The organism is Reticulibacter mediterranei (assembly GCF_016587455.1).
Window position 1 is genome coordinate 3612871 of record NZ_BNJK01000001.1, and the last position, 18799, is coordinate 3631669.

Here is an 18799-nt window from a genome sequence, read left to right on the forward strand (position 1 = left end):
TCTTCTACCTGAAGTCAGTTAAACTCCCTGATGACCTAATGCCCGCTCTATCATACGATCGCGGCCACCTCCAGGTAAGAGATAAGGGTAAATTTCTTTTAATGCGGTCAGCGAGCCAAGCGCCTCGATTTCCTCTGGCGAGAGCGACAAATCGGCGGCTTTCACATTGTCCGAGAATTGCTCAAGCGTGCCTGCTCCTAGAATAACTGAGGTGACATACGGCTTTGTCAGTAACCATGCCAAAGCGATTTGAGAAGGGGTTGCCTCTCGATGGGCTGCGATTTCATGCAGTTTCTCTACGATGGCATTCGCAGCTTCACGGTCGGAAGCGCGTGCGGAAAAGGCCAGCCTTCCCTCTCGCCCGGCAACAGTACCAGTTGGATTCTCCTGAGTATATTTTCCGGTCAAGAATCCTCCTGCCAACGGACTATAGGTGAGCAGCCCTAACCCCGCATACTGTGAGAAAGGCGCAACCTCGTACTCAATACCGCGCTCCAACAAAGAATACTGCATTTGTCCAGCAACAAATGATGCATAACGATTCTGCTGCTGGATTGCTAGAAAACTGGCCGCCTGCCAGCTGGTGAAATTGGAGAAGCCAATGTAGCGAACGAGGCCGCGCTGAACCAGATAATCGAGTCCACGAGCCGTCTCCTCATATGGAGTGAGTGGATCAGAAATATGGAGATACAAGAGATCAATATAGTCGGTATCTAAACGCTTCAGGCTGGCCTCGACAGCGGCAATCACATTGCGATAAGAGAGTCCCGCATCGATGAGTGCATTGCTCGTGCGCCGACCAATCTTCGTTGCAAGAACCACCTCTTTGCGCTGCGCTCCCAGCGCACGCCCAAGAATCTCTTCAGAAAAACCAGATCCATAGACATTGGCAGTATCAAAAAAGTTTATGCCAGCCTCAATACTGGCCGCAACAATAGCGTCAGCCTGTTGTTGATCCACCATATGACCGGCACCGCCATGCTGTACACCTTTCCCAAAATTTCCTGTACCCAAAGCAAAACGCGATACAACCAGACCTGTCTTGCCTAACATTGCATATTGCACTATGCTTTACTCCTCATTTTTTCTACGTAAAGCGCATATCAAAATGCAGGGAGATATACATATAATATCTCCAAAAACAAGCGTAAACTTCTTTCTCATTGACTATAATGCTATACTGCTGATATGTCCAATACTTGTTTACTATGATGGTGAGATGATATATGCATAATCAAAAAGGTTGCTTTTCATCATTTGCGCTAATTTATTGTTGTAGACTTCAAGACTTCCCCAGAGTGCAGAAGAAGGCAGTGGTCGCAACCGTCATCACAACGGCGAGCAACAGGCTGGCAAATTGTCCTGAAAGCGGACGTAATGCTTGAGCGGCAATTGCATGTCCATCATTCCCGCTCGATAATGAATTTTAACAACCAAAATCGGAAACGAGGAGGAATCTGTGTATGGCAGGGGCGATGGCTTGTCCTCGCCCCAGGAGGCATGATGTGGGTCGCGGGCGAGGACAAGCCATCGCCCCTGCCATACACGGGATGTGCGCCCAGGAAAAGCCTTCCCGATCTTGATTGTAAAAACTCATCATCAACAATGGGCATGTAACCTCTATTTATGCCTCATTCCCATAATCGCCCCGCCACAACCGCCTCATCTCTTCACTGGTCACTAGCAGCTCATCCAATGTGCCCTCTGCATCGATTTTACCATCTTTAAGAACGATGATATGATCGGCACGTTGCAGAGCGGTACGGCGATGCGTGACCACCAGGCAAGTTGCATCGTCACGCTCAAAGATACGTTCCCATAGGATACGTTCGGTCTCGACATCCAGGGCGCTAGATAGGTCGTCGATCACCAGCAGCCCGGCACCCCGCATTAACATGCGTGCCGCCGCCGTACGCTGTACCTGACCACCTGAGAGCTTAACGCCGCGGGTGCCTACTGGCGTCTCCAACCCTGCCTCTAATGCCTGCACATCGTGTTCCAGAACGGCACTACGCAAGGCAGCCGCCAGGGCCGCAGAGTCGTCGGGTAGTCCCAGCAGGATGTTCTGCTTGAGCGTCTCGCTAAAAAGGCGTGGCACCTGTGCCGTGTATGCTGCGCGAGGCGGCACAAGGAAAGATGCAGCATCATCCACAACGTGGCTGTTCCACCAGATCTCGCCAGACTCACGGGGCAGCAATCCTAGAAGGGTCTGCAAGAGTGTTGTCTTGCCCGCACCAACACGCCCCGTCACTACCGTCAGGCTGCCGCGAGGCAAGTTCAGATCTACTTCGACGATACCGCGCCCCGACTGCGGATGGCGATAGGTCAACCCCTGCGCTTCGACAATGATCAACTGATCGGCATCGTTGCGCTCTGGAAGTGGCACGGCAGGTAGGGGACCATGCAAATGTAATTGTGTGTGTTCCACCAGTGCAGATGGTAGAGCATCACCCAGCAAAGCACCCATACGTGTAAAAGCAACGCCTGTTTGCCGATAGTGGGCCAGGAATTGACCGATTCCAGTAGTAAAGTCAGCAATGAATCCCAGATACGAGACAAACAGAGCAAAGTCACCCACCGTCATGCTCCCATTACTCATGCTACCAGCGGCCAGCAGCATGATCAAACCTGTACCCAGGCTGGCAGCGTTAGCAGTGATAGCATCTAGAGCCTGTGTCGCCAGACGATCAGCCAGCATAGTTGTACGGCGCTGATCGTTCAGTTGGCGGAAGTGCGCCATGATTCGCTCTTCGGCTCCCGTAGCCTGCACCGTCTCTACCGCCGTCAGAATATCGCCGATGGCTCCTGTAACCTGACTGGTAGCCTGGCTGCTGGCTGCACGATAGCGGCCCAAAGCTACGCTCGCCCGCTGTGCAATTATCGCCACGAGCACAAGGGGCAGAATGGTAATCAGGGTCATACGGGCGTCAATGTGCAGAAGCACCAGGAATGCCCCCACAGCAAACAGACCCTGACCCACGATCTCGTCGGTCCAATCAAGATTGTCCTCAGCTTGATGAGCATCGTCACGAAAGCGACTGATGGTCTCACCTATCGAGTAAGGCAGAGCATGAGCACCGGGACGTTTCAGAACGTGCCGCAGCAGGTTGAGGCGCAGCAGCGCACTCATCGTGAACCGCATGATGATTTCGACAAAGCCAGCTGTCAGCCACACAATCACACGGCTCACGGCGAGCACTACCAGTAGTACTATCAGCCCTGTTGCATCCACCGGCATATGTGCCTGCCCGGTAAGCGTATCGAAGAAGGCGCGGGCGATCAATCCCGCCAGCAGCGACGACATGTTGAATGTCCCCCACAAAACCCCATGAAGCAGGTAGAGCCAGGGCTTGTAACGGGCCATTTCCATCAGGTAGCGCCACGTTGGGAGTTGCTTCATAGGGGAACCTCCACAGTTGCGACCCGCAGCAACTCCGCAAAGCGCGAGGTGGGGTCAGCCGCGAGGGCAAGTCGCGACCCATATTCGCGCACCTGCCCATCCTCCAGAACCAGAATGTCGTCAGCATATGCGATAGTCGCCAGCCGATGTGCCACGATGATACCAGTACGACCCTTGAGCAGTTGGCCTAGGGCAGCCTGTACCAACTGGTCTGTAGCCGGGTCCAGGCGCGAGGATGCCTCATCCAGAATCACCAGATCGGGATCGTGCAACAAGATGCGGGCACAGGCCAACACCTGCGCCTGTCCAGCGGAGAGTCCAGCACCATCAGGCAAGAGCAAGGTATCCAATCCGTGTGGCAACTCTCGCAGCCAATCAGCCAGCCCTAGAGTATCCAATACAGAACTAATTCGTTCATCTGGCACGCTCTCATCAAAGAGGGTCAGATTATCACGTATGCTGGCATGGAAGAGATGGACTTCCTGAGTAACCAGGCCAATGCGAGAGCGCACCGCCGCAAGGCGAACCTCGCGCAGATCTACACCCCCCAGGCGAACAACACCAGCCTGTGGATCATAGAAGCGCAGGAGGAGCCGTGTCAATGTTGTCTTACCGCTACCGGTGCGTCCCACTACACCCAGCACGCGGCCCGGTGCAAGCGAGACGCTGATGTCGCGTAGAGTCGGAGCATCCTCTGCATAGCTAAATGAGACGCCGTCAAGTTCCACCGCTAACGGACCAGGCGGCAGCGCGGCTCCAGGTCCATCGATCACACGTGATACCGTACCTAGAAGCGACTCAATGCGAATCATGCTGGCGTCCGCCTGTTGCAAGTCCTGTACTTCGTTGCGGATCTGCTCGGTTGGCTGACGCAACATTTCAGTGCATTGAAAGATCAGATAGACAGTGCCGATGGTCAGCGTACCTTCCTTGAACAGCATAGCGCTCAAGGCAAAAGCAACCGCCGTACCAAGTGCAAACAGCCCCTGGCTGGTAGCGCTCATACCGTAACCCCACATCTGAGCCTTGCGTGTCACGGCCAGCCACGACCTCATTACTTCGGCGCAACGACGCAGCACGAAAGCGCCCGCCCCACTGGATCGTATATCCTGCAATCCGGCAATGTACTCGCCCAGGAAACCAAAGAAATCAGCACTGGCCTGGCGATCTGCGGCCCAGGAGGGTGTAGCAACGGCATGAATGCGCAGCATGGCGATTAAGGCCAGCAAGACAAAAGCGCTCATCCCCAGACCTACCCGCCAGTCCACGTGATAAAGCAGCCCAAGCACACCCACCAGCAAAATGCCATTACCGAGCACATAGACCACAAACCGTGAGAAGAAGCGAGCCAGGGTCGCAACGTCGCCATCCACACGCTCGATCAACTCGCCCGGCGTATGAGCCGTGTGAAACGTGGCATCCAACCGCAGCAGGTGAGCGACAAGATCAGCACGCAGCGCATTGGTAGCTGCCCAACTCACATTTTCGGCCACATAAGTTTCGGCGACGGCCAATCCCTGTCCCACCAGCGCCAGACCCATACTCAACAGTGCCAGAAAGATCAAATCACGCAGATTGCCGCCAGAGGTAGCCTGATCGATGAAATGGCTCGCCACCAGTGGTGTGAGCACCTGTAGACAGATAGTACCGATCAGAATTACAGCCAACAGGCCCATCCATAGCCACTGGGATCGTAGATAGTGAGCCAACAATCGCCAGTAGCGCCTCAATTGACCATATATCAATCTATTTTTCCTTTCGCTCAAAAGCGATATGAATGTATTTTGCGGAGCATGCATGCACACAGTATGAGCGTACAGCATGTTTCCTGCTCGACAGAAACAGAGAATAGCCTGCAATAATGCATGGCTATGTGTGGTGGAGAGTGGTGATGCTGGATGGGAGACCGTGCTACATACTGCGTACAATAATGAGCAGGCAAGCAAAAGTAGCCCTATGAGGCTAAGCGGTTGGCTGTGAAAAGCCAGAAAGAGGTCTACAGAAGCAAGAAAAATCAGTCTGTAGCTTATCTAAGAGAGAATATGGTTACACGTAAAAAGCGAAATCATCGCGATGATTCGCATAAAAACGACCTTGTTTAGTCGTAGACACAGCTCGCTTAGCCTAGCAACACCTTAGCTGTAACAGGCATGATGAATGATACCTCCAAAAACAAGATGAATGGATCATAACCTATATATATCTGAAAGTCAAGCCTTGAGAAGGCCTTGGGGCGATTGCGCACAGAGATGCAAGCTCTAGAGATAGCTGCTCTTTTGCTTCGCCAGAGAGATCAAAAAAGATCCCCGCTGAGAAAAGACTGATCTCAGCGGGGATCTTTTTATAGCTCGTATCAGCGATATGATGCGGGAGCGGCGTTGATTGAGCCGGTCTCGATCATGATATCGCGCAACTGTTTGGCATCGATGGTTTCGTACAGGCGCAAAGACTTGGCGATACGATCCAACGTCTCATGATGCTCGCTTAGCAGCGAGACGGCCCGATTGTGCGCCCAGTTGACGACGCGGCTGGTCTCCTCGTCAATGATTGCTGCCGTACGCTCGCTATATTCGCGGGAGCCTGTAGCCAGGGCGGTCCCGGCAAAGGGATCTTCGCGCTCGCTATAGGAGATCATGCCGAGGCGTTCGCTCATACCCCATTTCGTTACCATCTGACGTGCAATGGCTGTGGCACGCTGCAAATCGTTCTCCGCGCCGGTGGTGATGCGTCCAATCGCCACCTCTTCGGCGGCGCGTCCACCCAGCGCAGTTACCAGTTGCGCCTCCAGATAATCTTTAGAATAGTTATAGCGATCATCCAGCGGCGTGTATTGCGTCACACCTAGCGCCTGACCACGCGGCACGATGGTTACTTTGGTCACAGGATCAACATGCTCCTGCAACAGACCAGTGAGAGCATGACCACCTTCATGATAAGCAATGACGTTCAAATCTTCATCGCTCAAGATCAGAGGACGCTCCGCACCAAGCAACACTTTGTCCAGCGCCTCGCTGAAGCATTGCTGATTGACAGCATCTAGATTGCGCCGTGCTGCAAGCAACGCCGCCTCGTTGACCAGATTTGCCAGATCCGCACCAACCATGCCAGGGGTCGCACGTGCAATGGTAATCAGATCAATGTCGCCAGCAAGCGGCACATCGCGGGTATGGATCTTCAAGATCGCCAACCGACCGTTCCAGTCGGGACGATCAACGGTCACGCGGCGGTCGAAGCGGCCAGGACGCAAGAGCGCTTTATCTAGCCCATCGGGGCGGTTGGTAGCGGCCAGTACCACAACGGCCTGCCGTGCATCGAAACCGTCCATCTCGACAAGCAACTGGTTGAGCGTCTGCTCGCGTTCGTCGTTGCTATTAATGCTGGAACCGCGCTGACGACCAACGGCATCGATCTCATCAATAAAGATGATGCTGGGAGAGGCTTTTTTGGCCTGATCGAACAGGTCACGCACACGGCTGGCACCGACGCCGACGAGCACTTCGACGAACTCAGAACCGCTCATCGAGAAGAAGGGCACGCTGGCCTCACCAGCTACAGCACGCGCCAGCAGCGTTTTACCAGTTCCCGGAGGGCCAACCAGCAACACGCCACGCGGAATTTTGCCGCCTAAACGCTGGAACTTTTGCGGCGTTTTCAAAAACTCCACAACTTCTACCAGATCGTTCTTTGCCTCATCAACACCGGCGACATCGGCAAATGTAGTGCTCGGGCGATCCTCCAGCACCATTTTCGCCCGGCTCTTGCCAAAGCTGAAAATATTCTGCTGGCTCTGGGTTGCTCGACGAGCCACAAAGTAGAAGACGGCAAAGACCAGTACCCAGGGCAAGAGGTTAAAGACGATACCCAACAAGATATTGTTATCGTTCACAGGCTTGGCCTGGAAGCTTACATTATTCTTAATGAGTAACTCCGTCAGCTTGGGATCGCCCGTCGGCAATTGCGTAAAATGGAATTGCGTGCTGGTCTTACTATTGCCATTGGGATCAGTGACGGTTATAGCACTTTTAAAAGCACCAAAGGCATCCTGCCCCTGAAATGTTACCTTTTCCACATTTCCAGCTTCAACCTGCTGATAAAAAGTGCTATATGGCACCTCTACCGCGTTGGGATTGCTGGCGCTGTTACTGCTGGATGTGAAAAACTGGAAGAGATACCATGCGATCAGGACGACAACGACAATCACAATCGAGCGAATGAGCAGCGAAGTTCCGCTATCTCGTGGCCCACCGCCATTATTGCCGTTGCTACCATTGTTATCGAGGCGCGGTGGCACGCGGGGAGCGGGATCGTTCGGGTTGTTTTGGTACGTATATATAGCCTGAGCATCCATTGGTTCAGACCTGCTTTCTTCTTCTGTCAAGGCTTCCAACGGAAGATTCCGAACAGAGAGTGGATCTAGCGACACAGAATAATGATTTCTCTAGTATATTACACGGACATCTGATTTTCGTCCACCTCCCTGTCTCCTCGATCAGAGCAAAAACAGGCGAGCATACTGGAAAAACAACGTATACTAGAGATATGTTATGATTACGTTTCAGCTTAACAAAGGTTTCACCACGTTATCCTATGCTTCTACAATAGCTACGATTGAGCTTCTAAATAATAGAGAACATATTGTTTAGACGTTACGAATCTACGATTCGTGTACTCAATGAGAGAACATACTCAAACAGGAGGGCCAGAGGTGGGAAACCATTATGTACTCATCGTTGGTATAGACTATTACAATGATGCGAGCCATTTTATTCCCCTACCGTCTGGTTGCCCAGGCTGCTCTCTACGAACAGCTGATCGGGAGTGAAGAACAGAGATCATCGCAACATGACCAATCTTCCTGGAACGGCCATACGTCCGGCTGGAGTCTCGCTGTATCGTACGAAAATTACAAATCGGCCAGAGAAGTACTTGACAGACCACAACGAATGTAGTATTCTGTACATGTCCGACGCGGGGTGGAGCAGTGGTTAGCTCGTTGGGCTCATAACCCAAAGGTCGGAGGTTCGAGTCCTCCCCCCGCTATCATCACCTGACGGACATACGACGCGGGATAGAGCAGTGGTTAGCTCGTCGGGCTCATAACCCGGAGGTCGCAGGTTCGAGTCCTGTTCCCGCTATAATTTAATGGCATCCATTCACGCATAAACTCTGAAGATTTGAGCGTGAATGGATGCCATTTTTCATAGCAACTCCGACGAATTGCTACACGGCACCAATTTCTTCACCTTCTCAGCTTCGTGCCAGAACGTATGAAGCTCATTGAGAACCATCTTTGCCCAATGGGAGCGTCAAAGAGAATGTTGCGCCTTCGTTTTTGATGCCGCTGCTGACTACCCTGATGGTCCCACACATGGCCTCGACCAATTGGCGAGTGATAAAGAGTCCGAGGCCTGTGCCGCGAACCTCTCCATGCGTATCACGCTCCAGGCGCACAAATTTCTCGAAAATGATGCTTTGCTTCTCAAGCGGGATACCATCACCTTGATCGCTTATGCTGAGACGTACCATATCCCCATCTTCAATTGCAGCCGTAATCTGAATAGAGGTCTGCGCTGGCGAGTAGCGCAAGGCGTTAGAAAGCAGATTGTGCAACACCTGCTTTAAGCTGGTCTCATCCGCCCGCACGCAAATGTCGCTCTCACCATTGAACATGATGGTCCGTTGCTCCTGCTTAATGAGCGGCTCAAAGAGATCGACGATGGAAAGAACTGCCTCTTTTAATGGGATGCTGGTGAGGTGTAATGCAGCGGTATCAAGTTGTATGCGACTGGCATCCATAATGTTTGCCAGTAACACAACCAGTTCATCGCAAGCCCGGCATGCTTTTGTGAGAAACTCTCGCTGTTCTTCAGCACTGACATCCTCCATAATCTTCAGCAGTTCGAGATACCCTTGCACGATGGTCAGCGGTGTCCGTAATTCATGGCTGGTCGTGGTCAAAAAGGCATCTTTGAGCTGATCGAGTTCGCTCAGCCTGGTATAGGCCACTTGCAATTCTCGATAAAGTCGTGCATTTTCACGGGCGACGGCAGTTTGTTCTTCGATGTTGCTCAGCAGACGTGGATAGGCAGCAGCGATCATGCCAAGTATGAGAAAAACAATGGTACTGACCCCGATAGTCATGCGCCATTGCTCATCAGAAATCAGGCTGCTATCCCACGATGCACTCAGTGTAGTCCAGATCCCCATCAGGCTTGCCACACCTCCCACGAAGCAACAGAGATGCAGCACCCAGGGAGGGGCGATTAGCTGACTGACGCTTCTGGCAAGCAAGCGACGAAAGCGGATGAGTAAAATAGGCAGGTCAAGGAAGAGAATAACCATAGAGATACACCAGATGATGGTCGTGATGGCCTGCACCACATTATAGTTTCTGGCTGAGAGCGCTGCTCCATCCCCAGGATAAAGCAATGGACCGACAATATAGATCAAGAGCGTAATCAGCATCACAATAACCGTCTGAGTGTTGGTGGCCCAGGAGGGTGCGCCATGACGGTTAATTCTGGCAAGTTGGGAGGGCAGACGATAATCGAGAGCTGCGACAAACAAGATTCGTGCAAAGCTCATGTTATACAACATGATGACAAAGAGAAAGAAAACGAGAAAGATGAAACCGACCACAACAGCAGCAGGCATCCCAAAGACAAGAGTGACAGCGGTCAGCGTTGAGTAGGGTAAACTCGCAGCGCTTTGAGGAACAACCATCATGACGCCAAAGGTACCAACGAGATAGGCAACGAGTGCCATCAGTGGTCCCCAGCGTAGAAAAAGTTTCGCAGCATGAGGCTGACGAGCTTCAGCAGCCATATTGAGAGGAACTTCTACCCCAAGCAATGACAGGATGATCACGCCATACAGCCCAATGGCTTGTTGACCGATTCCAGTACTGCTCATGGTCGGTGAGACTTGTGGGGCATGCCCTGTTAGCAGCCAGACGAGACCAGCCAAACCAACCACCAGAATTGCTGCACAGTAGAACGTAATGATATTTTTTGCCCATTTCATCAGCATGGTGAGAGGAAATCGTGCCAGCCAACCTGAGAGGGATAATACGACCAGCACTGCAACTCCCTGCTGCCAGGGAGTTGCGAGCCAGTTCAGTCCACTGCCCTGGATTTGGACAGCAATACCATGCATGAGCGTGACAATAGTCGCACTGGCAGCAAGCATTCCCAGAAGACCCGGAAACCAGGCGCAGAAACCAGCTAAAAAGCCCCACAGTGGTCCCAATGCGCGATGGGTCCAGACATAGATGGAGCCATCAACCGGCAGAAAGCGATTCAGTTGCTCAGAAACGATGGCACCAGGAAGCAGAAACGTGACAGTACCGAGAACCCAATAGAAATATGTCGCAGTCCCAGCGCCTTGTGCCTGCACAACCGACGAGTTGGGAATAAAAATCACGATGGCAATAAAAAGAGCGAGCATATCTAATGGCGAAAGAACACGGGGCAATACCTCACCAGCTCGTTGCTCTGAATGCAATGGATGACCAAGAGCATTTTGCAAAACTGTCGGAGTGTACATTCCTACTGACATATCCTTGCTTTCCATAGACACCACCCCTCTCTTCAATTGTTAGAACGTAACACGAAATGCTATCTTTCTGAATATTTAATACAACTGCAAGCAATTGCATCATCAAAACGTAGAAGCTGGCTATCCTCTAAAACAGTTAACAGATCTCTCTTCATGTGTTGTCCCTCTTTATACAGTATATTTGCATGCATCTATATAATCACTGGTGATGGAGGTTACTCTAGCAGTGAAGGATCTCTATGTCAAGTTGTCTATCAAAGAAAGGGAGAAGTTTCTCAGGTAAATACGGTTACATTTTACACAAGATAAAACAGCGAGTGCCAGATAATACATCGCGTGTTCCTAGCGGATCATCTCCTCTTCTCCGCCTTGCTCCAGGCACCCCAGCCCATACTCGCGGATCGTATCGAGAAGCTGGACAAAGGGCGCAATGGTGACAGATCGAAACCATTGAGGCCAGGAACCGATGGGGGCACGAGCTGATGCGGCATGAGTTGATACTCCTCTATCATCCCTGCTGATGCCAGGGTCAGATGCAACATATAATATAGTAAATAATATGATGCAACAGAATAGAGCAGAATAATTAACAAGCTGAATACGAAAGATAATATCAAAATCAAAGAAAATAAACATTTAGAAGATAGAACGAGCTCCGCATGGAAAAAGTTACAACGGATCCTGTTCTCGCTATAAATACAAATGGCATCCATTCACGCTCAAATCTTCAGAGTTTGTTCGAATGGATGCCATTTGTATTGAGCCTAGGATCGAACCAGTTCCTCTGACACTTGCCAGAGACGTTTACGCACTGTCACGTCATAGGAACGTTTGGAGGAAGGTGTCTCCTTGCTCTTGGAAAAGTACTTCCCACTCACTCCCTCCACCTCGGGCGAGGTTGCCAGGTAGAGCGTTGTCTGCGCTCCTTTCTCCGGGCTTGTTCCCACAAAATTGTTGAACATCCCGATGAAACGCACAAAGCCTGTCAGACTGTCATTGAAATTAGTGGCTACGGCTCCTGGATGGAGCGCATTAACGGTGATGCCCGTACCTTTGAGCCGATCAGCCAGTTCATAGGTGTAATAGAGTTGCGCCAGTTTGGACTGAGCATAGGCTTTTGAGGGACTATACCGTCTTTCCCCTTGCAAATCAGTAAAATCGATGCTCCCGAGGGCATGCCCGGCGGAACTGACATTGATGATACGCGCTGGAACGCTGGCTCTGAGCGTATCCAGCAGCAGTTCGGTGAGCAGAAATGGAGCCAGGTAATTGGTGACAAAGGCGTACTCCAATCCATCAGATGTCACTTCCCATTCGCTCTTCAATCCGCCGGCATTATTGATCAGCACGTGAAGCTGCGTGTATTTTTGTGTGAACGAGTTGGCGGCATGGCGCACCTGGGAAAGCTCAGAGAGGTCGGCAATAATCAGGTCCACCTGCGCATTTCCGCTCGCCGCTTTGATCTCTACCTGTGCCGCTTCACCTTTCGCGCGATTGCGGCAGATCATCACTACCGTCGCACCCAACCTGGCCAGTTCTTTGGCCGTCGCCTTCCCAATCCCCGAACTGCTACCCGTCACCAGACAAACTTTTCCTCGCATGTTCATTGCTGCCATGATAAATATCTCTCCAATCCTGGAACTGAAACGCATTCCATCCACGATCTCAACTTACAAATGAGAGAACAGTTGCTCTGCTTTCTCGCGCAAACGAGCCAGTACCTTCTCCTTTAACCGTCGTCGATTCGTCAGGACGCCCTGACGTCTTGGTAGAATTTCGTTGATTGTTTGACGCTTCAGATTGATTTTGGCGGGTCGCCCGGCCAGTGCCTTTGCATGAAAGTGAGTCTCTCGCATCGACCAGGTTTCCTCTGTCATTACTAAGACAAAACAAAACGAGGGAATGTGACCGATGGATAGAGACACACATATCGAGGCTCCGATGTGGCAATCGTCGAGGGGACGGCGGAACTGATCGACGATCCACAGATAAGCGCGAAGATGCCCGCCTATCTGGGAAAATACGGTGCGCTCGTTCAGAGTATGGGATGGACGCCCGAATCGATGGCCGCTGACTATTCTCAAGCGATTCGGGTAACTCCTACGAAGATAACCGTCCATGTTGTACCGTGAAGGCAATTACAGAACCTGCACCAGAAGTGCTTCTGGTGCAGGTTCTTTCTGTCGTGTCTGTTGTTCTATCCTTTATTTGGGAAAGACGACTACAAAAAGTCAGGTACACTCTCAGGAGACATGCAAGATCGCCTTTCCTGTGATGCGACGGTCTAGAAGGCTCCGGGTAACTTCGGCCACATCGCTCCAGGAAGCCTCCAGGCCAATGTGCGGATGCAATTGATCTGAAGCCACCATCTGAGCCAATCTTTCCAGGTCTTTTGCCACACGCCTGGGCTTGATGTCACGAATGACTAATCCATTTTCTGGTGAGTCGAATGAGCCATATCGATTCTGCAACGTCATATCTGGATTTTCTGCGGCTCCCAGATTCACACAGATGCCATCTGTTTCCAGGAGTGTGACAGCGGTACGTAAAGAGTTCCCGCCCACTGTATCGATAACGAGGTGATAGGGGCCGAACGAGCGAGTCAGTTCGGCGTCTTCTCCTATGACCACCTCATGTACCCCCATTGCTCGCACACTGGCTGCACGCTCAGCACGTCGGACCAGGGCAACCACTTGAGCGCCTCCTTGCCGGGCCAGTTGGCAGGCAAAGTGGCCGACACCCCCTGAAGTCCCCGTGACGAGCACTTTCCGCTTGAGCAACATGGCCTCTCCTTCTAACCCATAGAGATGACCCACATTCTCCGGTCCCCCGGTGATAAGCACCTTTCGATTAAGCAGTATAGCCCCTCTCTCCAGCCCATAGAGAGCGGTCAGACCCGCAACCGGCAACGTCGCTGCCTGAGCAAATGTAACTCCATCAGGGATCTCTGCAAGTTGTGCGGTAGGAACCGCAACACGTTCCGCCCATGCCCCGAAACCGACCATACCAAAGACGCTGGCTCCAACCGATGGTCCTGATCCATCGGCAGCGGCCTGCTCCACCACACCAGCCAGTTCCCATCCTGGTCTCCATCCTGCTTCGGCGCGGAGAAGCGCCGTACGTACCTCCCCTAGATTGAGCGAGATGGCAGAGACACGAATCAGGGCTTCTGCTGGCGCGGGGGACGGGGACTCAACCTCGTGCAACGCCAGACGCTCCGGAACGTCAGGATCAACAACAACTGCACGCATAGTACTCATTAGTAAAGAGGCTCCTCTTTTCCTTCAAATTCTCTTTGCTAGTATAGGCGTAGGTTCATCGCACAGCCAGCGCTTGATTAATCGTATGATTAGAACTAGCAGGATAAGGAGCCGAAGAGGTGGATGCAAAAGAACATAGAGAGGCATTCGCCACTTTTCTGCACAAATCTTGAGCGTATATGCAAGCAGGGATATCAGGCCGTTTCCAGGCCGTTCAGTGCAGTTTGATGCTTCTCAATCAAAAGTTAATATTGTTTTTTAGAGATAATTTCAACAGAGGTAACTGTAATCATGCCCCGCTGAACCATACCATCGAGCAAGGGGAGCAACGCCTCAACGCGGTCTGTGCGCTCGATAATATCTATGAGGATGGGAAGATTTTCTGAGATATCGGGCAGGCGCTCCGTCGAGAGGTGATGCTCTGGTCCAAAGCCCTCGATGCCGCGCATCACTGTCGCTCCTGCTGCTCCATGTTGCTGCACTGCTTCCACGATGGCACGATAGAGTGGCTTGCCGTGCCATTCTTGCGCCTCACCAATGAAGATGCGGATACGTTTCCCCTTGCATGTCTGTATAATCATAGGTTGCTACCCTTCTTCCAGCAGCAGGTGGAGCAGATCAGAGCGCCCGATTACTCCCTGCAAATGTTCCTGCGCATCGACAACTGGCAGGATCTTGCGGCCCGTCGCCATCATTCTCTCAAGCGCCTGCTGAACGGTCTCGCTCTCCTCCCCCACCGTCACCACATCGCGGTTCATCACATCGGCGGCCACCCGCACCTTTCCAGTAGAGGTATGCAGCGCGCCGGTCGGCAGATGTCCGGGTTTGCCTCGCGCCCAGTTGGTAAAGAGGCGCACAATCCCTGGCCGCACCTCTTCCTGCAAGCGCGTGAGTATATCGATATCGCTAATAATACCTCGCACGCGCCTCTCGGCGTCTACAACAACGATTCGTTTCGTGGAAGATAGGATCAGAGCATCAATAACATCAGCGAGAAGCGTCTGCTCATCAACTGTTGCCACTTCTGTTTGCATATATGCGACAACCGGCTGCTGCTGCACCGGCATGTTGGCAAGCGGTTTTGTCTGGGTGAGCGGTTGGGTACGCGAGCTGGCCTGTGTACTCATCAAAGGACTGGTGACGATTACCTGCAACATATCGGAGCGGGAGAGCATGCCCTGCAAGGTCTGATCTGGTCCAACGACCGGCAAGCGCTTCAAGCCAGTCTCCACCATCATACGAGCCGCCTCACTCAAGAGGGTATCACGGGAGATGCTCCGCACCTGACGATTCATCACATCTTGTGCCTGAAGATTGCTGGCCTGAGCAAGCGGGTTGGCAACAGTTTCCGCTGTCCGGGAATCCAAGCTGAGCGCGGTCCGGGCCACACCTCGACGTACCGGCAATAGATCGGCTCGAATCAGATCACCAGTACTGATAATCCCCTGAAGATGTCGCTGCTCATCAACAACTGGCAACGCGCGAAAAGGTGCATCCATCAACAAGTTGATGATCATCGCAACTGGTGTATCAAGATGGACCGTTGTAACTTCTGTCTCCATCACCTGAGTTACTGGCAGATTGGTCGGCAGGCCACGCGAACGGGCATGTGTGTATTTGTGAACCTCGACTTCATACAACGTTATCAATCCCCCGCCGACCATTTCTTGCAAATGAGGGAGCAAACGCCGCAAACGTCCCGGCTGGTCGATTACTTGAATCACGACCGGCGCATCAGAGGACCAGCGCCCGGCCCCCCGTTCATGCAGCCGCAAACCTGCTCCATATCCCGCCAGCGCCCGCAACACTGTTGCCCCAGCACAGCGCTGCTCACGTAAGAATTGGACGATGGCAACATACGCTGGCTTGCCCTGCCATTGGTCTGATTCGCCCAGATAGATCGTCAGCACCAGAGCTGTTCCCCGACGAAGCAAGCTCATATAGCACCTCCCTTTCGTCCGCAAAGCTCCGTAACTAATGATAGGAACTACAAATACGCTCTTCATTCGGAAGCGAATTATATCTGAACTACCGCTGAGCCAATCATAATAGCGACAAGGATCATTTATTGCACCAGATAATAATACCACGCGGTAAACCTGCGTAATACAACTACGTATATAGAATATAGAGGATCGACAGGCAATAAATTGGGGATATCCAATTGAGCAGTTATTGGAGTATACTAAAGCTTATCAATAGAAGGCCAAATCGTCCTATTTTAGCTGAACAGCAAAAAACACATGTATGATGGTATCAGCCTGTCTAAATGTTTGTGTGAAAGAGAAAACCAATGCGTAACCAACCACCAAGATTTTATATTATCGGCAGTCTGCTACTGGTAGGTCTTATTCTCGCAATCTCTCTGATTGTTATAGGTATTCGACAAGTGGGAAATGGACCAATTACCACAGGAAACGGAAACACGAATGGGAACGCGAACGGCAGTGGCACATCGATTACAATCCCTCCAGTTCCCGGGGGCAGGGCACTCTACGTCTCTCCTTCTGGTAACGATGATAATGATGGCTCCGTAGCCCACCCTTTTGCGACAATCCAGAAAGCAGCCGATGAAGTGAAACCGGGAACGACGGTTCATGTGCAGCCTGGCACCTACAACGATGCGGTCCTTGTCGAGACAGATGGCACCGCCAATGCACGCATTACTTTTGTCTCTGATAAGAAATGGGAAGCGAAGATCAAAACCACGAACGATGATATTCCCTGGACAACCAAAGCCGACTATATCGATATTGTTGGTTTTGATATCAGTAGCGAGGGCAGCACCGATGGAGTCGTCAATTATGGCTCCTACACCCGTACGATTAGCAACCGTATTCATGATATTCCCGGCAAGTGCGATAACATTGGCGGCTCGGGTGTCACCGATAGCAACTATAACTCACATGATAATGATATTATTGGCAACGTCGTCTTCCATATCGGCGATACCTACCCCAAATTGTGCGAATACGTCCATGCTATCTATCACTCCAACGCGCGCGGCCATATCGTCAATAATATCGCTTATGATAACGCTGGAGTTGGCATCAATCTCTGGCACGCAGCAACCGATACGGTGGTCTCTAATAACCTTGTTTTCAACAATCAAGAACATGGCATCAGCGTTGGCACCAACAAAAGCGATAACGATGGCGACAAAGGCGATAATTTTATTGTGTCCAACAATATAGTCATTCACAATGCAATCCTCGGTATTCGTGAGCGCAAAGGTGTTGGCTCCCACGATCAGTTCTTGAATAATATCGTCTATGGCAACGGATACGCAGCCTTTGGCGATGAGGATCGCGAGTGGCCCTCGGCGGCAGATAGCAAAGACGAAGGTACAATCACGCAACCAATACAGTTTGTCAATTTTAAGGAAGATGGCACCGGCGATTTTCATTTGCTGCCTGGTAGCCCTGGCATCGATGACGGAACCAAAGTGGGTGCTCCCACAAACGATTTTGATGGCAAGCCACGACCACAGGGCAAGGGCATTGATATTGGACCATTTGAATCCTAGCAGGATGTGTAAAGTGGGATTGTATAGCCATTTTTTCGTAGCGCTAAATCAATCAGACATCAAGAAATTCGTGCTAGACTCTCCTGGCAGGCGAATCGAGATATGACTACAGTAATGCATTGCAACGTTTCTCTGCTTCAGGACGTTGTATGCTAATGAGTGAGTGTTGTCGAACACAAAGGAGAAAATGGCATGTCACAAGAGCAAGAGATGCGCTTTGAAGAAGGTCAGCGGGAAGAACCCAGGTCAACATTTAAGGACGAAATATTTGGATATCGCAGTTATGCCAGTGAGATTGCCGGTCAAAAGATCCAGCAAGTCAGCGAACAGAAGTCTCCCACGCACAGCCAGCGTCTATTCCTGGCTGTGATCTCACTGGGAATGCTCATGTTTATATCAATCACAGCGATGTTCATCTATGCTCGTATGGGCGCGGCTCCCGCTTTTGCCGGATCAGGACACATGATGTACACAGCGGATGGCGGGGTCGCCGTCTTTCATCGCATGGGCGAACACGGCATGGCGATGGCACGCTACTACAGTTCGACGGGCGGTGGAAATGAGTTAATCTCCTGGTTGCTGCTCGTTCCCCTGTTCCTGTTTTTTGTTGCCACTATCGCGGTCAATATGCTATTTAATCGCGGGTCAAAATAGTGCAAATCTTGAATATACCATTGAAAGGTCATCTTGTTTGAAAGATGGCCTTTCGTGTTTTTCACGACAAGTACGTGAACCATTTGAGCCAGGGCTTTCCAGTTCTCCGCTCAAAGGGGTGCAGGGTCTCCCTGCCGGGGTCTGGGGTGTCCCCAGTTTCCTTCCCTCCTTCGCGCGCCGCCTGCGACGGCGCGCAAAAGAGAAGAAAAAAGGTTTTTGCGGGGACACCCCGCACCCCGGCAGAGGGCTGCCGCCCTCTGCACTCCCGCTAGATGGGAGAATTGGAAAGCCCTGCCATTTGAGCGGCACTATTTGACGATTCCTCCATCGGCGGGTATAATCTCTCGGATAGCTATCAATAAAATCAGGGGTTGTGCAGGATAATCCCCGTTCCCCCCACAA

The 18799-nt window shown here is 51.7% G+C and carries 15 protein-coding genes and 2 tRNA genes; 6 read left to right on the top strand and 11 right to left on the bottom strand.

What is annotated here, in order from left to right:
• Nucleotides 1-18: 18 nt before the first annotated feature.
• From K3T83_RS15430 to ftsH, 4 genes are all read right to left on the bottom strand, one after another.
• Complete coding sequence (locus K3T83_RS15430) at nucleotides 19-1065, bottom strand: aldo/keto reductase (RefSeq protein WP_220203862.1); 1047 nt, start codon at nucleotides 1063-1065, stop codon at nucleotides 19-21.
• Nucleotides 1066-1624: 559 nt separating this feature from the next.
• Nucleotides 1625-3400 (bottom strand): ABC transporter transmembrane domain-containing protein, encoded by a 1776-nt coding sequence (locus tag K3T83_RS15435; RefSeq protein WP_220203863.1) that lies wholly within the window; start codon nucleotides 3398-3400, stop codon nucleotides 1625-1627.
• Complete coding sequence (locus K3T83_RS15440) at nucleotides 3397-5145, bottom strand: ABC transporter ATP-binding protein (RefSeq protein ID WP_236064905.1); 1749 nt, start codon at nucleotides 5143-5145, stop codon at nucleotides 3397-3399. The genes K3T83_RS15435 and K3T83_RS15440 overlap by 4 nt, the downstream gene beginning before the upstream one ends.
• 608 nt (nucleotides 5146-5753) lie before the next feature.
• On the bottom strand, nucleotides 5754-7748 hold the full coding sequence (gene ftsH / locus K3T83_RS15445; RefSeq protein WP_220203864.1) for an ATP-dependent zinc metalloprotease FtsH: 1995 nt from the start codon (nucleotides 7746-7748) through the stop codon (nucleotides 5754-5756).
• 400 nt (nucleotides 7749-8148) lie between these two features.
• Here ftsH and K3T83_RS15450 point away from each other — a divergent pair, with 400 nt between their 5' ends.
• The 3 genes from K3T83_RS15450 (at nucleotide 8149) to K3T83_RS15460 (ending at nucleotide 8535) form a co-directional block, all read left to right on the top strand.
• Nucleotides 8149-8349, top strand: coding sequence for a hypothetical protein (locus tag K3T83_RS15450; RefSeq protein ID WP_220203865.1), 201 nt, complete (start codon nucleotides 8149-8151; stop codon nucleotides 8347-8349).
• 18 nt (nucleotides 8350-8367) lie between these two features.
• Nucleotides 8368-8440: transfer RNA gene (locus tag K3T83_RS15455), tRNA-Met, on the top strand.
• 22 nt (nucleotides 8441-8462) lie between these two features.
• A tRNA-Met gene (locus K3T83_RS15460) sits at nucleotides 8463-8535 on the top strand.
• Between the two features lie 139 nt (nucleotides 8536-8674).
• Here the strand turns inward: K3T83_RS15460 and K3T83_RS15465 are convergent.
• The 4 genes from K3T83_RS15465 to K3T83_RS15480 all read right to left on the bottom strand — a co-directional run bounded on the left by K3T83_RS15465 (nucleotide 8675) and on the right by K3T83_RS15480 (nucleotide 12813).
• Complete coding sequence (locus K3T83_RS15465; RefSeq protein ID WP_220203866.1) at nucleotides 8675-10972, bottom strand: amino acid permease; 2298 nt, start codon at nucleotides 10970-10972, stop codon at nucleotides 8675-8677.
• Nucleotides 10973-11307: 335 nt separating this feature from the next.
• Nucleotides 11308-11448, bottom strand: a complete 141-nt coding sequence (locus K3T83_RS15470) for a hypothetical protein (RefSeq protein ID WP_220203867.1) — start codon at nucleotides 11446-11448, stop codon at nucleotides 11308-11310.
• Between the two features lie 273 nt (nucleotides 11449-11721).
• The gene (locus K3T83_RS15475) at nucleotides 11722-12573 is read right to left on the bottom strand and encodes an SDR family oxidoreductase (RefSeq protein ID WP_220203868.1); all 852 of its coding nucleotides are present in this window, start codon (nucleotides 12571-12573) and stop codon (nucleotides 11722-11724) included.
• A 54-nt stretch (nucleotides 12574-12627) separates the two neighbouring features.
• Complete coding sequence (locus tag K3T83_RS15480; protein WP_220203869.1) at nucleotides 12628-12813, bottom strand: hypothetical protein; 186 nt, start codon at nucleotides 12811-12813, stop codon at nucleotides 12628-12630.
• A gap of 87 nt (nucleotides 12814-12900) precedes the next feature.
• Between K3T83_RS15480 and K3T83_RS15485 the strand changes: the two genes are divergently transcribed.
• The gene (locus K3T83_RS15485; RefSeq protein WP_220203870.1) at nucleotides 12901-13089 is read left to right on the top strand and encodes a hypothetical protein; all 189 of its coding nucleotides are present in this window, start codon (nucleotides 12901-12903) and stop codon (nucleotides 13087-13089) included.
• 111 nt (nucleotides 13090-13200) lie between these two features.
• On the opposite strand, the gene K3T83_RS15490 is transcribed toward K3T83_RS15485, so the two are convergent.
• The 3 genes from K3T83_RS15490 to K3T83_RS15500 all read right to left on the bottom strand — a co-directional run bounded on the left by K3T83_RS15490 (nucleotide 13201) and on the right by K3T83_RS15500 (nucleotide 16157).
• The gene (locus K3T83_RS15490; protein WP_220203871.1) at nucleotides 13201-14217 is read right to left on the bottom strand and encodes a zinc-binding dehydrogenase; all 1017 of its coding nucleotides are present in this window, start codon (nucleotides 14215-14217) and stop codon (nucleotides 13201-13203) included.
• A 245-nt stretch (nucleotides 14218-14462) separates the two neighbouring features.
• Nucleotides 14463-14798: a DUF190 domain-containing protein gene (locus K3T83_RS15495; RefSeq protein ID WP_220203872.1), complete on the bottom strand. Its 336-nt coding sequence runs from the start codon at nucleotides 14796-14798 to the stop codon at nucleotides 14463-14465.
• Between the two features lie 6 nt (nucleotides 14799-14804).
• Complete coding sequence (locus tag K3T83_RS15500; RefSeq protein WP_220203873.1) at nucleotides 14805-16157, bottom strand: DUF190 domain-containing protein; 1353 nt, start codon at nucleotides 16155-16157, stop codon at nucleotides 14805-14807.
• Nucleotides 16158-16510: 353 nt separating this feature from the next.
• Here K3T83_RS15500 and K3T83_RS15505 point away from each other — a divergent pair, with 353 nt between their 5' ends.
• Together K3T83_RS15505 and K3T83_RS15510 are read left to right on the top strand one after the other, a co-directional pair.
• Nucleotides 16511-17743, top strand: a complete 1233-nt coding sequence (locus tag K3T83_RS15505) for a right-handed parallel beta-helix repeat-containing protein (protein ID WP_220203874.1) — start codon at nucleotides 16511-16513, stop codon at nucleotides 17741-17743.
• A gap of 192 nt (nucleotides 17744-17935) precedes the next feature.
• Nucleotides 17936-18397, top strand: a complete 462-nt coding sequence (locus K3T83_RS15510) for a hypothetical protein (protein WP_220203875.1) — start codon at nucleotides 17936-17938, stop codon at nucleotides 18395-18397.
• The last annotated feature ends 402 nt before the right edge of the window (nucleotides 18398-18799 follow it).